The following is a 16,198-nucleotide window of genomic DNA, read 5'->3' as shown; positions in this document are numbered from 1 at the left end:
CACGATTAATTAATCATTCACCTGCACACCACGCATCTGAATTCGAAGTTTATTTACTTATCACGATATCAGCTTGGGTGCTGTCGACAATGTCCATCAGTTCCTGCTGTTCCTTACCCGGAATTTCGTATTTATCAAATACCCCTTTCAGCAACACAACCATCTGCTCCCATTCTTTCTGTGTAATATTCAGATGAGCATGCGCGGCTTTCATCGTGCGCCCATGATACTGGCAAGGACCACCTGTCGCCTGACAAACCATCGCTGTTACATGATATTTCAGGTATGGTGCCGGTACTACTTTACGGGCAGCGTCAATTGCCGGGTTTGCATTGAGTAACTCATCCACCACGATGACATCAATAAAGTCATTCACGACCATAGAAATGGGAGCCAAACCGCCAAGCCGACTGTACAAAGAGTTGGCATCATCAGCCTTTTCCTGAGCGGATGCATTGTTCAAGCCGACCAACCAAATCGCCGCCAACATTGCATATAAAAAAGATTTCAATTGTAGAGACCACATAAGCTTTCTCCTAAATTTCATTGATGAAACCAGCAGCTCATGACCACCTAAAAGAAATGATGGTTTTATAATTATGTTTTGACCCTGAAATAAATACGCGGTAAATAAAAGAGATTGGAATATAAGTGTAGTTCAAGGATGAGTATGGAAACTAAAACCCTCCTGACCGATTGCCCGGATGCAATGGGTCTGATTTCGAAAATCACCAACATTTGTTACAAGCATCAGCTCAACATTGTCCATAACAATGAGTTTGTTGATCACGCCCATGACCAGTTTTTCATGCGAACCGAACTTGAAGGGGTATTCAATGACGAAACCTTTCTGTTTGATCTCGACCGTGCGCTACCGAAAGGCAGTCACCGCCGATTAATCAGTTCGGAACGAAAACGCATCGTGATCATGGTGACCAAGGAAGCACATTGTCTGGGTGATATCCTGGTCAAAGCGTTCGACGGCACGCTGAATGTAGAGATTGCCGCAGTCGTGGGTAACTACGATGTACTGGCCGATCTGGTCGAAAAGTTCGGTATTCCATACCACCATATCAGCCATGAAGGCCTCAGCCGTGAAGAACATGAAGCTAAAATGATTGCCACGGTCGAACAGTATTCCCCTGATTATGTGGTGCTGGCCAAATATATGCGGATCCTGACGCCAGACTTTGTTGCCCGATTCGCAAACCAAATTATCAATATCCACCACAGCTTCCTGCCGGCCTTTATTGGTGCCAAACCTTATCACCAGGCTTTCGAGCGCGGGGTAAAAATTATTGGTGCAACGGCCCACTTTGTGACCAACGATTTGGATGAAGGCCCGATCATCACTCAGAACGTCATTCATGTTGACCACAATTTCAGTGCGGCCGACATGGCTCGTTCCGGCCGTGATGTTGAAAAATCGGCATTAAGTAAGGCGTTAGGTTTAGTGCTCGATGACAGGGTATTTGTTTATCAGAACAGAACCGTGATCCTGTAATATCTTATACCGGGCTGCGGGATATCCAATGTACCTCGCAGCCTATAATCATATTTCGTTATTCTTCTTCGCTCTCAATCACGGCTTTCAGCGAACAAGGATGCAACTTAATACAGACTCCGTCTTTTTTAAATGCATAAGTCGGATTCGGCAAACGCTCTTTTTCACCGGAAGGTAAACTGGCTTTCAGCTTAATTCCTTTCTCTGCTAATTCATCCCACGCCAGCTCTGGCAAAACCTCGTCCAGCACAACTTTTAGCTCATCGGTATTATTCGCCTCAGCCGGAATCACAAATTCTATATGTTCCCAGCCTTCCTGTGGGTAAGACTTCGCGCCCGGATAAGGCAGCTCCAGCGCTTCAACTGTCCAGTTACCCAACTTCAGAGGCTCATGAAAACCAATCACAATGATCGGACGACCATTGATTTCATTGTTTGACCACTCTTCACCATAAGCCAGCCAGGCCTGATGTAATGCTTCCGCCATCGTCCAATCATTAACTCTCAGAGCTATATGATCAGCCTGGTACGATTCAAGAGAGACGTTCATCTCCTTTGCCAATGCTTCAATGCGGGTTAGAAACGCCGGCAAACTTGCCAGCATTTGTTCAGGATGAAGACCGGCATCAGTCAGCTTCTGCATGTTTTTTCTCCAGTTATTTTTGCGACGGATAGCAAACGCATAATTATCCACAGTTTCGTGTTTTCCGTAACCCTGAAAAGTGTAACGACAAGCCTTGTTGCTCCTTGATTTGTGCATAATTTTCACGTTCTATCCAAACCGAAAAAAAAATCGCAAACAATGACGTTTTCGGGTTGCAAAAAGGCCTAATTTTGTGGGTATTATTAAGGCAATACAACGCACGTATTCGAGATAATCCCTCTTTTCTCTAGAGGATGCCCCGTCAAAAATACTCACGTAATCCTTTTCCGCGTTAATTTTACCTAAATTACCGCTGCCAATGTTCGTGATTATTTTTGACGGTTTTTGCTCCCAGCAACTGTTGAATACCGTGACGTTATTGCCTCGCTAGTGCGTCAAGCTCAAAGCGTAACAAATGATTTGAAGGATAAGCGTGTGAACATTCAAGCACTAATTAACGATAAAGTATCTCAGGCTCTAGAAGCCGCAGGCGCACCAGCAGGTAGTCCAGCAGCAGTTCGACAGTCTGCGAAAGCGCAGTTTGGTGACTACCAGGCTAACGGTGTTATGGGCGTTGCTAAGAAACTGGGCACCAATCCTCGCGAGTTCGCACAGAAAGTGATCGACGTTCTTGATCTGGACGGTATCGCGGAAAAAGTTGAAATCGCGGGCCCTGGTTTCATCAATATCTTCCTGAGCAAAACATGGCTGGCAGAGCGCGCTGAAGCAGCACTGGCTGACGAGCGTCTGGGCGTTGCTAAAGAAGAGCAGAAGACAATCGTTGTTGACTACTCTGCACCAAACGTAGCAAAAGAAATGCACGTAGGCCACCTGCGTTCAACTATTATCGGTGATGCTGTTGTTCGCACCCTTGAGCACCTAGGCCACAAAGTTGTTCGTGCTAACCACATCGGTGACTGGGGTACTCAGTTCGGTATGCTGATTGCCAACCTTGAGCGCGTTCAGAAAGAATCTGGCGAAGTTTCTATGGAGCTGTCAGATCTTGAAGCTTTCTACCGTGAATCTAAGAAACTTTACGACGAAGATGCAGAGTTCGCAGAACGTGCTCGTAACTACGTAGTTAAGCTGCAGGGCGGTGACGAATACTGCGCTGAAATGTGGAAGAAGCTGGTTGATGTCACTATGATCCAGAACCAGCGTAACTACGATCGCCTGAACGTATCACTGACACGTGATAACGTAATGGGTGAATCTATGTACAACGACATGCTGCCAGGCATCGTTGCTGACCTGAAAGAAAAAGGTCTGGCTGTAGAAGATGACGGCGCACAGGTTGTATTCCTGGACGAGTACAAGAACAAAGACGGCGAACCTATGGGTGTAATCATCCAGAAGCGTGACGGCGGCTTCCTGTACACCACCACTGACATCGCTTGTGCTAAGTACCGTTACGAAGAACTGGGCGCAGACCGCGTACTTTACTTCATCGACTCACGTCAGCACCAGCACCTGATGCAAGCATGGACTATCGTTCGCAAAGCGGGTTACGTGCCTGAAGAAGTAACTCTGGAACACCACGCATTTGGTATGATGCTGGGTAAAGACGGTCGTCCGTTCAAGACCCGTGCAGGTGGTACTGTTCGCCTTGCTGACCTGCTGGACGAAGCAGAAGAGCGCGCAGCTAAGCTGATCGAGCAGAAGAACCCTGAGCTAGATGCAGAAGAAAAAGCAAACATTGCGAAAACTGTAGCAATGGCTGCAGTTAAGTACGCTGACCTATCTAAGCACCGTACTACAGACTACATCTTCGACTGGGACAACATGCTGGCATTCGAAGGTAACACTGCACCATACATGCAGTACGCTTACACTCGTGTAGCTTCTATCTTCAAGCGTGCCGGCGTTGAGCAAGCAGACCTGACTCACCCAGTTGTAATCAACGAGGAGAAAGAACAAGCACTGCTTTCTACCCTGCTTCAGTTCGAAGAAGCGGTACAGACTGTTGCTCGCGAAGGTCACCCACACGTTATGTGTAGCTACCTATTCGAGCTGGCTGGTAAGTTCTCTAGCTTCTACGAAGCATGCCCAATCCTGAACGCAGAAGAAGAAGTGAAGCAAAGCCGTCTGAAACTGGCTCTGCTGACTGCGAAGACTATCAAACAAGGTCTTGATCTGCTGGGTATCGAAACACTTGAGCGTATGTAATTTTTATTTCATTTAATGAAATAAGCTAATTACGGGCTAATAATTTAAAGCCTTCTAGGGTATCCTTAGAAGGCTTTTTTATTCGCCATGATCTGTGAAGTCTGGTAGTAGATACCTGAGAACAAGCCAACCATTTCATCTAATCCTGCTGAAGATAACTGTTAATATGGCTTTATTCGCTCAATAACCAGCGCTTTGTCTGGTTGTTATTAATTTGCTTAGGTATTTGTGGCAATTAATGGAATACGACATATGAGCAAAGACAACTTTGTGGAATCAACGGAAACGTTGAAGAAAACCGTACCTTTGATGATTAAGCACAAAGTACCGACAACTCCTACTAATTATGCACTGTGGTATACCTACGCCACTCAGCAATACCCTGAACTCAATCTGGCTCTTGATAAACATATCGACGCCGTCGGGCACTGCACGCCAACCATGTGCGAGCAACTGTATCAGGAACACCTGGCCAGCCAGACAGATAAAGATATGACACAGCTCAAGCAAAGCCTGACCGCAATGATGCAGGAGTTGTCCCACTCAATGACAGATACGCTGTCTGAGACAGAAACCTTTCAGGGTGCGCTGGACAATACCTTTGCCAAGCTGGAATCGGCTGAAAAAGAAGGCCTGTCTATCACTGATACCATGGTGCTGGTTCGTGAACTGATCAAAGAATCCAGCCAGATCCGCCTGTCGACTGGTTCATTAAAAAATCAATTAACCAATGCACAGGATGAAATCATGGCTCTGCGCGAAGCCTTGAGCGAGAGCCAAAAAGCGGCCAATGAAGACGCAGTAACCAAACTACTTAATCGCCGCGCCTTCGAGCGGGATATCCTCGGTTATCAACGTAACAATATCCCTTATAGCCTGATTATCCTGGATATCGATAAGTTCAAGAATTTCAATGACACCTATGGCCACCTGCTCGGCGATCAGGTACTGAAAATTGTTGCTAACCGCCTCAATGCTTTTTGTCAGGACAATGCCCAGGCATACCGCTTCGGCGGCGAAGAATTTATTATTATCCTGCCAGGAAAAATGTTGGCATCAGCACGTCACCAGGCAGAGACACTGCGACGCAGCATTGAGAAAATTTCAGTTCTCGATAAAAAATCAGGTCAGCGAATCAACTCAGTCACCGCCTCATTCGGTGTTGCAGAACGGCAAGTCAAAGAGTCATATGAAGAAGTTATTGAACGAGCTGACAGCTACCTAAACAAAGCCAAGCAGTTAGGCCGCAACAGGGTTCTGCCTCTCAATTAAGTCCTGTGACCAGAAATATTAAAAGGTGTATGTGATAAACAACACCTAACCCCACAAAGCAGATCTAAAAAGCCACCATAAAAAATGTATAAGGTGGCTTTTCTTTTATAAGCTATTGGCAGCTAGTTATTCATTGCCCGAAACGTTCACCACCACTTTGCAACCAATCAAGCTCTTCTTTGGTCGACAACCGACCATGTACTGCATTGCGGTGAGGAAACCTACCGAAACGCTTCACCACGTTATGATGCCTGACCGCATACTGGTAAAATCCTTCAAAAATAATCGCATGAGCTGGCGATACAGACTGGCGCAGCTGATCAAAACGAAAGACACACTCTTCCTGATCCTCAACCGCTTCGGAATGCTCCAGTGGCAGATAGAAAAACACCCGCTCAATCGGGCTGAGTTTTTCATCCTGATTAGCGGCCAACCCTTTTTTGCAAATAGCCAGAGCTAATGAATCATAACGAAATGCCGCACTAAGCCCCCGATAAATATTACGGGTGAATTGATCGAGCAGAATAATCAATGCCAATGATCCCTTAGGTTCTTTTGCCCAATGGCTCAATTCACCTCGGCCAGCCTGGCTGACCAAAGCCTGAAAACGTTCAGCAATGAGTTTATCGGTCGCTTCGCCGCCCTGAAACCACAACACATTCCTGTCTGTAGTTGTCACCTCTTCACCAAGCTCGCCAAACCAAAAATCCAAAACTTCCTGATACTCTGCAACCATATCTTTCCCCCTCACACGCTTACCGCTGATCCAGCTTCCTCTCGATAATTCAACGCAACCGAATAATGAATGCCTGATAATCCGGCCCTGATGCTGTAATCTCTACTGGCCTTTATTGGAATTGGTATTACCATGACAGGATCCCAATGCTGATCCTACTGTGATAAGACCAGCATAACCCAGCCCTCACAGTTCATAACGGTCAATGTTCCAGCCTGTGAGCCGCACTATACATTTAAGGAATACAGCTATGCCGTTTACACTCCATCCGAGATTGGCAGCAGACACAACAGTACTCGGTGACCTGCCTCTATGCCGAGTACTGCTTTCCAAAGAAGCTCTGGGACCATGGTTAATTTTAGTCCCACGCAAAGATAACCTGACTGAAATCCACCACCTGCCGGAAGATGAGCAATTCCAGTTAATGCGAGAATCCAGTGCTGTTGCCACTCTGCTGGAAAACGACTACCAGGCTGACAAAATCAATGTCGGTGCACTGGGTAACCTTGTACCTCAACTTCATGTTCACCATATTGCAAGATTCAAAGATGATATCGCTTGGCCCGGACCGATCTGGGGCAACACGAACGGCACTCAGCGTGAAGAAGCGGTTCAGCAAGCACTGGCTGAAGAATTACGCGAAGAACTCAGCGACTTGAATGGTTTTGTGACTATCGAGTAAAAAGCTGACAACAAAACCGTCAGCAATAAACAAGCATAAAAAAAAGAGGCAGCCTTCCGGCTGCCCCTTTTATTCATTCTTCATCAGCGAATCACAGTAACTGATAGCTCATCGGTTTTTAACCAGCGATACCAGACTTCGTCTGCACTCTGGCAACAAGTCTCTTTACCGCAACCAACCAACTCTCTGCCCAGTGCTCCTTTTCGCACCCAGACATCCAGCATAGCGTCAACACCGTCTTCACTCATACCAAAGTGGTGAGCAAGACTTTTTCGGCTGACACGCCCTTGCTGCTCAATATACTGCTTTAGCTGCTGAAGAATCATAGTGCCAACACCTCTTGAGCTTGCTTCTTACCTTCGCGCTTAAAGGCAATAAACAGAGCGGCATTAATCAGAGCAAAGAAGCCAATCCACATCATGCTGGTTACCGGATGTGCAGTAAAGAATGCCACCTGATAAACCAGAGTTGCGAATGTGTAAGCAAGCAACATAGTCCAACCGGCAATAAACACAGAGAACTTCTGGCCAAACTCACGCACGTAAGCACCCATTGCCGCCGCACAAGGTGTGTACAGCAGAATAAATACAAGGTACGCCATCGCTGCTGCAGAACTTACAAAGTGCGCCTGGATATTACTGAATACAGATGTATCGACTTCCTGATCTTCAGCTACTGCATCAAGGTCAGTCAGCTCACCCACTTCGATACCAAGTGGATCTGAGTAGCTTAAATCAGCCAGGTTCGCAGGAATACTTTCCACCGCTTCCTGCAGGCTTGCCATCAGATCATATTCACCGCCATCTTCACCTTCAGAAGGTGCATACAGGCTGTTCAGCGTACCCACTACGGCTTCTTTCGCAAAGATACCAGTGATAATACCTACAGTCGCCGGCCAGTTATCTTCTTTCACACCGATAGGAGCCAGAACCGGGGTCACAACCTGAGCAGCTTTTGACAGAACAGAATTTTCAGTGTCTTCGTTACCGAATGAACCATCTGCACCCAGCGAGTTCAGGAAGCTCAGGCAGGCAACAACCACAACGATGGTTTTACCGGCACCCAGAACAAACTTCTTAAGCTTCTGCCATGTCTTGATACCAACATTGCGCATTGTCGGCAGTTCATAGTCAGGCATTTCCATGATGAAACTGTCGCTTGAACCCGGGTACAGGGTGTTGCGTAGAATAAGACCTGTCATAACCGCCGCGAAAATACCCAGCAGGTACAGAGCAAATACGACATTCTGGCCACTTTCAGGGAAAAACGCAGCTGCAAACAATGCGTATACAGGCAAACGAGCACCACAAGACATAAACGGCGCCATCGCTGCAGCCAACTTACGCTCACGCTCTTGTTCAAGAGTACGAGTCGCCATGATTGAAGGTACATTACAGCCAAAGCCAAGAACCAAAGGAACAAAAGCTTTACCTGGCAGACCCACTTTCTGCATCACTTTATCAAGAACAAAAGCGGCACGGGCCATATAGCCTGAGCTTTCCAGCATTGCCAGGAACAGGTACAGACAAGCAATAACAGGAATAAATGTCGCAACAGTCTGGATACCACCGCCGATACCATCAGCAATCACAGTCACCAGCCATACAGGCAGATGATCATCCAGCAGGTAATGACCACCGTCTACTAGCAGAGCGCCAACACTGATATCGAAAAAGTCGATGAATGCACTACCGATGTTAATGGAGAACATGAACATCAGGTACATAACGATGAAAAAGAACGGGATACCAAAAGCACGGTGTAGTAGTACACGGTCAATCTTGTCACTCAGGCTACGGCTTAGTTTGCCTTCCTGGCGACGCACTTTCTGACACAACTGATGCAGGAAGGTATAGCGAACATCGGCGACCTGAACATCAGGGTCAATATCAACCATCAGTTTATTGCGGATATTGCAGGCTTTGTTTTTATCACTCTCGTTCAGGCTATTGATAACCAGAGTGTCATTTTCCAGCACACGGATAGCCTGAGCACGAACATTCAGTGTTTCGCTGCTAAACATTGCCTGAAGCTCAGAGATGGCTGCTTCAAACTTATCACCGTAATTCAGCGTCAGATCTTTTACTGCTACACCCTGAGCAAGCATTTTATGAAGCTGAGACTTGAAATCCTGTACTTGCTTGATGTTATTTGCTGACAGCGTTACCACAGGGCAACCCAGAGCTTTTTCCAGTGCTTTCACATCCAGCACCTGGCGCTGACGCTGCAAGGCATCCATCTTGTTCAGAACAACAATCATCGGACGGCCTAGTTCGCGCAACTGAAGAGTCATATAAAGGCTACGCTCAAGGCAAGTAGCATCAACAACGTTGATGATTACATCCGCAGGCATAGTTAGAATGGCACGAGATGCAATTGTCTCATCAAGGCTGTTTGCGTCGTTTGCACTGTCAAGGTTGTAGATACCAGGTAAATCTGTCAGGGCAAAATTATCACCGGCACACTGGTAGTGACCCGTTTTCTTTTCAACTGTTACACCAGCCCAGTTACCAACTTGCTGTTTAGCGCCAGTCAGACCGTTAAATAGGGTTGTTTTACCGCTGTTAGGGTTACCAACAGTAAGAATGTTGTATTCCATTAACGTGTCTCCACTTCAATATTGGCAGCAATTTGTTTACGCAACGCGATATCAACACCACGCACTCGCACCTGAAGCGGGTCACCAAGAGGAGCAACACGAATAACGGTTACCTCAGTATTAGGTAACAATCCCATAACCATTAACTTCTTCCGTGTCGCTGACGGAAGGGCTGACATTTCGGTAACAATACCGTTGGCACCGCACGACAAATCAGACAATTTCATCTCAAATTGATACCTTAATAATAATAATTTGCATTCACGCTCGCAATCTTACACCTTGAAACACAATGGATCTTGCTTTAAATCAATTTTCACGTGCGTTTAATGAGCAAACGATCAATTTTTTCGTATCAATCTGTTAATCACCTGTTTGTTTTACCACCAGCCTAAATGACTGCAAGATGAAATCACCTCTCTCGATACATTCCCCCTATTGATTCCCAAGCAGCAAGAAATAAGTCAAAAGCAGCAACTGGTAATAAAACTCAGATATAAAAAAAGCGCACTTTCGTGCGCTTTTTCTTTACAGATATGTTAACCCGGCATAACCGCTAGCAATTTCTGTCTCTCATCTCTGGCCAGCTTAACAAACTTGCCTCGCTGAGAAGAGGAAACTGGCTCTGCCTGCGGCAACGGTACCTTCATCGCATTCACCGGGCGGTTTTTCTTAATCAGCTCATAGTGAAGGTGCGGCCCGGTCGAACGACCGGTATTACCACTCAGGGCAATACGCTGCCCCATCTTCACCTTATCACCCACCTTAACCAGTAGGCGATGCAAATGCAGGTAGCGGGTCATGTACTCACGACCATGCTTAATCACAATATAGTTACCCGCTAATCGGTGCTTACGAGCTTTCACCACAACCCCATCACCGGCAGCCAGTACCGACGTGCCGATTGGTGTCGCAAAGTCTGTACCATTGTGCGGCGAAATACGTTTAGTGATCGGGTGCTTACGATTTGGATTAAACGAAGAGCTGATACGATAGCGTTTCGCCAGAGGGATCCGGCGTAACGCACGGTTCAAACTTTTACCTTCGGCGTCATAAAACTGTCCATCTTCATTGCGCATCACAAACACTTCACGGTTACCGCTAATATAGTAAAGCGCTTTCACTTCGCCGCGATTGACGGCCTTACCATCAATAAACTCTCGTTCCACAGTAACAGCAAAGCGATCTCCCTTACGGGCTTCACGGCCGAAATCAAAACGCCATTGCAGTGCCTGAACCAGAGTTTGAATCTGATTTGGAGACAAACCAGCAGAACGAGCTGACTGATAGAAACTACCTGAAATACGCCCGGTTAGCATAACCGGTTTAATCTCGCCATTCTCTTCTTGAGCTTTATACTTATAGCCCTGTGGCGTTAGTGTATAAACGTCTGTTCTCTTTGCGCTACGCTTGATACTTAGCGATTCAACGTGCCCTTCATCATTTAACGCCCACTCCAGCATCTGGCCAACGCCAAGGTTCTGAATCGATTTATTCACATCAATCAGGCGATACATATCTGAAAGTGGAAGCGCATACTGAGAAAAGATTACCCCCAGCGTTTCACCAGAAGCAACCTTATGGCTGTGAGCTTCAGGAACAACATTTTCCAGTTGCTGTTCAAGCTCATCTTTCGGGGCAAGGAATTCAGGATCATGAGGGTCAAGAACAACCCCCATAGGCTCACTGTGCTGATCAGACAGCACTTCCAAATCATCTACAGCAATATCAACTTCAACCCGCCCGTCAGATGAAAACGATGAAGATTTATTGAACGGGGATGACGGCTGCCACATCACTGCAGCCGCCACAATTAATGAAGTTGAGACTAAAGCAATCCTGTGCTGTCGAGGAAGTTGTTTTAAAGATAAAACCGCAACCTTAAATTTTTTCATTATTGTTTAAGACACTTAATATAACTTTGTCCCAGTTCATGCAGGAATCGAATATAACCACCTTTCCCCTCAGCAATCTCCGTTGCCATAGGATCAAGGGTTCCTACATTAACATGAGTTCCACTTACTACACTTTTAACAACAGACGGAGAGAACTGCGGCTCACTGAATACACACTGTGCCTGCTTGTTCTGCAATGACCGTCGAATAGTCACCAGGGTTTTCGCGCCCGGACGGCGATCCGGATCGACAGTAAAATGCCCCAGGTTATTTAATTTAAACTGTTCTTCAAAATAGCCGTAAGCATCGTGGAAAACGTAATAGCCACGATCTGCTAACGGTTTGAGTTCCGCATTGAGTTCATCAACTGCTTTTTCCACATTTGAAGCGAACTGTGAAAGGTTATCTTTATATCGATTTTTATTCAATGGATCCAGCTGAATCAAGGCTTCCGTGATCACCTGCGCAACTTGGACCGATTGCTTTGGACCCAGCCAAAAGTGTGGATCAACGCCATCATGGCTGTGAGTATGGTCACCATGGTGGATCTCCGCACCATGCTCATAATGGCGGAAATCAATGGCGTGCTGCTTCGTTATAGCTAGACTGTTTTTCTTATTTTCCAGAATCTTAGTAAGGAACATTTCTAGCTCAGGGCCGCCCCAAACAACCAGATCTGCATCACGTAGCTTTTTGACATCTGACGGACGAAGCGCATAATCATGCGGAGATGTCCCTGGTGGCAACAAATATTCAGTCTGAGCGATACCGTCAGTCAGCTCCTGAACAATTAAATTCAGTGGTTTTACTGTTGTAACCACGTTTAACTCGCTGGCTGAAAGATAAGATGAAAAAAGTAAAGCTAAAGAGCTGCAACAAAGAAACAATCGGCGCATAATATTTTCCGAAATAATAATTAATTACAAAACCGGGCTGAGAATGTTATATTATAACATCTCAGTTTGGCAAATACCTTAAGCACTTTTTTATGACAACCCTAGTTGAACTACAAACTGTTACCGTTACCTTCGGGGAGCGTCACGTGCTCGATCAAGTATCAATAAAACTTGAACGAGGCCAAATCACGACTTTGATTGGTCCAAACGGCGCGGGTAAATCAACACTGGTAAAAGTAATTACCGGTCTTCGCAAACCAACATCAGGGAAGGTTATTCGCCAGAAAGGAGTCCGGATCGGTTATGTTCCGCAGAAGCTCCAGTTGAACTCAGCGTTACCGCTCACGGTTGATCGCTTCTTACGACTGGCTGGCCGTTATTCTGAAAGCGACAGAACTAACGCTTTAAATCTGGTAGGTGGCGCACACCTGCATCACAGCAACATGCACTCGCTGTCCGGCGGGGAAATGCAGCGTGTACTGCTGGCTCGGGCTCTGCTTCAATCTCCGGATGTGCTGGTGCTTGATGAGCCAGTTCAGGGTGTCGATGTGAATGGCCAGCTTGAACTCTACAGCCTGATCCAATCGCTTCGCGATAAGCTGAATTGCGCAATTTTGATGGTTTCACACGATCTGCACTTAGTCATGGCCAAAACCGATCATGTCATTTGCCTGCACCATCATGTTTGCTGCTCAGGCGAGCCGGAAGCAATTACCAGTCATCCGTCTTATGTCGCTCTATTTGGTCAACAACAAAGTGAGCAGCTGGCACTATATCACCACCATCATAATCACGAACACAACCTGGCCGGCAACCCGGTAGGTCCTTGCCAACACCACCAGGAAAAATAACAAATCATGCTTGAATTTATTCTTCCGGCCCTGATTGCCGGTATTGGTATTGCAGCGCTGGCAGGACCGCTTGGCTCTTTTATTGTCTGGCGAAAAATGGCGTATTTCGGCGATACCCTCTCCCATGCTTCTCTGCTGGGTATTGCGTTGGGCTTTCTGTTTAACATTAACCTGAACCTGGCCTTGATTATCTGCTGCCTGTCTATTGCCGTGATTCTGGTCAGCCTGCAAAAGCAAAAATACATCGCCACAGATACGCTGCTAGGCATACTGTCACATAGTGCCCTGTCACTGGGTATGGTTGCCGTCAGTTTTCTTGATAATGTACGTATCGATTTAATGGCCTATTTGTTCGGTGATCTGCTGGCTGTTACTACTCAAGACATCATGTGGATTTATGGCGGCGGGTTTATTGTTCTTGCGCTGCTGGTCGCTCTGTGGCGTCCGTTACTGTCGATGACAATCAATGAAGAACTGGCTCAAGTTGAGGGAGTGAACGTTGAATTTATGCGTTTGATCCTAATGCTGATGGTCGGCCTGGTGATTGCTGTCGCAATGAAGTTTGTCGGTGCCCTTATCATTACCTCACTGCTGATTATCCCGGCAGCGACAGCACGACGCTTCTCTCAAAGTCCGGAATTCATGGCAGGCCTTGCATCTGTCATTGGCGCAATTGCCGTTATGCTCGGCCTTGCAATGTCGTGGCATTACGACACCCCAGCAGGCCCTTCTGTGGTCGTTTCGGCAGCAGCTATCTTTATGCTCAGCCAGCTCAAGCGAGCTGAAAGCTAAATAATCACTGCACGGACAAACTAAGACACAAAAGAAAACCCGCCTTCATATAAAGTACATAAAGGCGGGTTTTTAATACTTAAATCAACCTTCTCAGGTCGGTATTACCAACCGGTCACTTCGCGCAAAGCTTTACCAATTTCAGCCAAGCTCTTGACGGTTCTCACACCTGCCGCTTCAAGAGCTGCAAACTTATCTTCTGCAGTACCTTTACCACCAGAGATAATAGCGCCGGCATGGCCCATGCGCTTACCCGGAGGAGCGGTAACACCGGCAATATAAGAAACCACAGGCTTAGTGACATGCTCTTTGATATAAGCGGCTGCTTCTTCTTCCGCCGTACCGCCAATCTCACCGATCATCACAATCGCTTCCGTAGCGGGATCATTTTCGAACATTGCCAGAACATCAATAAAGTTTGAACCAGGGATCGGGTCACCACCAATACCAACACAAGTTGACTGACCAAAGCCTTCATCCGTGGTCTGTTTCACCGCTTCATAAGTCAGCGTACCTGAACGGGAAACAATACCGACTTTACCCGGACGGTGAATATGACCTGGCATAATACCGATCTTACATTCATCTGGCGTGATCACCCCCGGACAGTTAGGGCCGATCATGCGAACACCGGTTTCATCTAGGCGGATTTTCACTTCCAGCATGTCCAGTGTCGGAATACCTTCGGTGATGGTGACGATGAGCTCAATACCTGCATCAATGGCTTCCAGGATGGCATCCTTACAAAAAGGTGCCGGAACATAGATCACAGTCGCTGTCGCACCAGTTGCTTCAACGGCTTCGCGAACGGTGTTAAACACAGGCAAACCAAGATGTGCCGTTCCGCCTTTACCCGGAGACACACCACCGACCATTTGTGTACCGTACTCAATGGCCTGCTCGGAATGGAAAGTACCCTGACCGCCAGTGAATCCCTGGCAAATGACTTTAGTATCTTTATTAATTAGAACAGACATTATTTACCCTCCGCTGCAGCAACCACTTTTTCCGCAGCTTCAGTCAGGGAAGTCGCAGCAATGATATTCAGACCACTCTTCGCCAGAGTTTCTGCCCCCAGCACTGCGTTGTTACCTTCGAGACGAACAACAACCGGCACTTCAACGCCAACTTCTTCAACCGCACCGATAATACCTTCAGCAATTAAATCACAACGCACGATACCGCCGAAAATATTGACCAGCACAGCTTTAACATTGCTATCTGACAGAATGATCTTAAATGCTTCGGTGACACGCTCTTTGGTTGCACCACCACCAACATCGAGGAAGTTAGCAGGCTGACCACCATAGAGATTAACGATGTCCATTGTGCCCATCGCTAAACCGGCACCGTTGACCATACAACCGATACTGCCGTCCAGCGCAACATAGTTAAGTTCCCACTGGGCAGCATGCGCTTCACGCTCATCTTCCTGTGAAGGGTCGTGCATTTCACGCAATTTCGGTTGGCGGTACAAGGCATTGGAGTCAATATTAATCTTACCGTCCAGGCACAGCAGGTTACCGTCACCCGTGATCACCAACGGATTGATTTCAAGCAAGGCAAGATCATAATCACTGAACATGGTGCCAAGCCCCAGGAATATTTTGGTGAACTGCTTGATCTGCTCGCCTTCCAGCCCCAGTTTAAAGGCCAGTTCACGCCCCTGATAAGGCTGAGGCCCCACCAGCGGATCAATCGCGGCTTTATGGATAAGCTCAGGTGTCTCTTCAGCCACCTTCTCAATTTCAACACCGCCTTCGGTTGAAGCCATGAAAACAATACGTCGGGATGCACGATCTACAACCGCACCCAAATAGAGTTCGTTGGCGATGTTTGACGCTTCTTCAACAAGAATTTTCGCAACAGGCTGACCGTTGGCATCAGTCTGATAAGTCACCAGGTTTTTACCCAGCCACTTCTGCGCAAATTCTTTGATTCCTTCCTTTGTATCATGCAGCTCAACACCACCCGCTTTACCACGGCCACCGGCGTGAACCTGACATTTTACAACCCACTTATCACTACCAATTTTCCCTGCGGCTTCAGCCGCTTCTTGTGGGGTATCACAAGCGTAGCCTTCCGGAACTGGCAAACCGTATTCAGCAAATAGCTGTTTTGCCTGATATTCGTGCAGATTCATTATGTTCCATCCGTTCTCA

16 protein-coding genes are annotated in these 16,198 nt (G+C 46.9%); 6 read left to right on the top strand and 10 right to left on the bottom strand.

The window, feature by feature from the left end; translation table 11 throughout:
• Nucleotides 1–49: 49 nt before the first annotated feature.
• On the bottom strand, nucleotides 50–526 hold the full coding sequence (locus AACQ93_RS05140; RefSeq protein WP_064602645.1) for a group I truncated hemoglobin: 477 nt from the start codon (nucleotides 524–526) through the stop codon (nucleotides 50–52).
• Between the two features lie 138 nt (nucleotides 527–664).
• Between AACQ93_RS05140 and purU the strand changes: the two genes are divergently transcribed.
• Nucleotides 665–1,504 carry a formyltetrahydrofolate deformylase gene (purU, locus tag AACQ93_RS05135; protein WP_198160094.1) on the top strand — a complete coding sequence of 280 codons (840 nt, stop codon included), beginning with the start codon at nucleotides 665–667 and terminating at the stop codon, nucleotides 1,502–1,504.
• 58 nt (nucleotides 1,505–1,562) lie between these two features.
• Here purU and AACQ93_RS05130 read toward each other — a convergent pair whose 3' ends face one another.
• Entirely contained in the window at nucleotides 1,563–2,147 is a 585-nt protein-coding gene (locus tag AACQ93_RS05130) for a VOC family protein (protein WP_064606506.1), read from the bottom strand.
• Nucleotides 2,148–2,582: 435 nt separating this feature from the next.
• Between AACQ93_RS05130 and argS the strand changes: the two genes are divergently transcribed.
• A complete protein-coding gene (argS, locus tag AACQ93_RS05125) occupies nucleotides 2,583–4,313 on the top strand; it encodes an arginine--tRNA ligase (protein ID WP_064602643.1) in 1,731 nt (576 codons plus the stop codon).
• A 252-nt stretch (nucleotides 4,314–4,565) separates the two neighbouring features.
• Entirely contained in the window at nucleotides 4,566–5,585 is a 1,020-nt protein-coding gene (locus AACQ93_RS05120; protein ID WP_064602641.1) for a GGDEF domain-containing protein, read from the top strand.
• 130 nt (nucleotides 5,586–5,715) lie between these two features.
• Here the strand turns inward: AACQ93_RS05120 and AACQ93_RS05115 are convergent, their stop codons facing one another.
• Nucleotides 5,716–6,321: a DUF924 family protein gene (locus tag AACQ93_RS05115; RefSeq protein WP_064602639.1), complete on the bottom strand. Its 606-nt coding sequence runs from the start codon at nucleotides 6,319–6,321 to the stop codon at nucleotides 5,716–5,718.
• A 250-nt stretch (nucleotides 6,322–6,571) separates the two neighbouring features.
• On the opposite strand from AACQ93_RS05115, the gene AACQ93_RS05110 reads away from it, so the two are divergent.
• The gene (locus tag AACQ93_RS05110; protein WP_064602637.1) at nucleotides 6,572–7,003 is read left to right on the top strand and encodes an HIT domain-containing protein; all 432 of its coding nucleotides are present in this window, start codon (nucleotides 6,572–6,574) and stop codon (nucleotides 7,001–7,003) included.
• A gap of 83 nt (nucleotides 7,004–7,086) precedes the next feature.
• On the opposite strand, the gene AACQ93_RS05105 is transcribed toward AACQ93_RS05110, so the two are convergent.
• The 5 genes from AACQ93_RS05105 to znuA form a co-directional block, all read right to left on the bottom strand.
• Nucleotides 7,087–7,329: a FeoC-like transcriptional regulator gene (locus AACQ93_RS05105; protein WP_064602636.1), complete on the bottom strand. Its 243-nt coding sequence runs from the start codon at nucleotides 7,327–7,329 to the stop codon at nucleotides 7,087–7,089.
• Nucleotides 7,326–9,602 carry a Fe(2+) transporter permease subunit FeoB gene (gene feoB / locus AACQ93_RS05100; protein ID WP_064602630.1) on the bottom strand — a complete coding sequence of 759 codons (2,277 nt, stop codon included), beginning with the start codon at nucleotides 9,600–9,602 and terminating at the stop codon, nucleotides 7,326–7,328. Before feoB ends, AACQ93_RS05105 begins: the two co-directional genes overlap by 4 nt.
• Nucleotides 9,602–9,829 carry a FeoA family protein gene (locus tag AACQ93_RS05095; RefSeq protein ID WP_007461754.1) on the bottom strand — a complete coding sequence of 76 codons (228 nt, stop codon included), beginning with the start codon at nucleotides 9,827–9,829 and terminating at the stop codon, nucleotides 9,602–9,604. Before AACQ93_RS05095 ends, feoB begins: the two co-directional genes overlap by 1 nt.
• A 312-nt stretch (nucleotides 9,830–10,141) precedes the next feature.
• Entirely contained in the window at nucleotides 10,142–11,497 is a 1,356-nt protein-coding gene (gene mepM, locus AACQ93_RS05090) for a murein DD-endopeptidase MepM (RefSeq protein WP_064602628.1), read from the bottom strand.
• Nucleotides 11,497–12,393 (bottom strand): zinc ABC transporter substrate-binding protein ZnuA, encoded by an 897-nt coding sequence (gene znuA / locus AACQ93_RS05085; protein ID WP_007461750.1) that lies wholly within the window; start codon nucleotides 12,391–12,393, stop codon nucleotides 11,497–11,499. Before znuA ends, mepM begins: the two co-directional genes overlap by 1 nt.
• A 92-nt stretch (nucleotides 12,394–12,485) precedes the next feature.
• Here znuA and znuC point away from each other — a divergent pair, with 92 nt between their 5' ends.
• Complete coding sequence (gene znuC, locus AACQ93_RS05080) at nucleotides 12,486–13,244, top strand: zinc ABC transporter ATP-binding protein ZnuC (RefSeq protein WP_064602626.1); 759 nt, start codon at nucleotides 12,486–12,488, stop codon at nucleotides 13,242–13,244.
• A 6-nt stretch (nucleotides 13,245–13,250) separates the two neighbouring features.
• Nucleotides 13,251–14,036, top strand: a complete 786-nt coding sequence (gene znuB, locus AACQ93_RS05075) for a zinc ABC transporter permease subunit ZnuB (RefSeq protein ID WP_007461746.1) — start codon at nucleotides 13,251–13,253, stop codon at nucleotides 14,034–14,036.
• A gap of 104 nt (nucleotides 14,037–14,140) precedes the next feature.
• Here znuB and sucD read toward each other — a convergent pair whose 3' ends face one another.
• Entirely contained in the window at nucleotides 14,141–15,013 is an 873-nt protein-coding gene (gene sucD, locus AACQ93_RS05070) for a succinate--CoA ligase subunit alpha (RefSeq protein ID WP_064602624.1), read from the bottom strand.
• Entirely contained in the window at nucleotides 15,013–16,179 is a 1,167-nt protein-coding gene (sucC, locus tag AACQ93_RS05065; protein ID WP_007461742.1) for an ADP-forming succinate--CoA ligase subunit beta, read from the bottom strand. The genes sucD and sucC overlap by 1 nt, the downstream gene beginning before the upstream one ends.
• Nucleotides 16,180–16,198: the final 19 nt, after the last annotated feature.

Source organism: Photobacterium sp. J15 (genome assembly GCF_963870815.1).
GTDB lineage: Bacteria > Pseudomonadota > Gammaproteobacteria > Enterobacterales > Vibrionaceae > Photobacterium > Photobacterium marinum.
The sequence above is the reverse complement of the archived record's forward strand: the minus strand, read 5'-3'. Positions and strand labels throughout refer to the sequence as shown.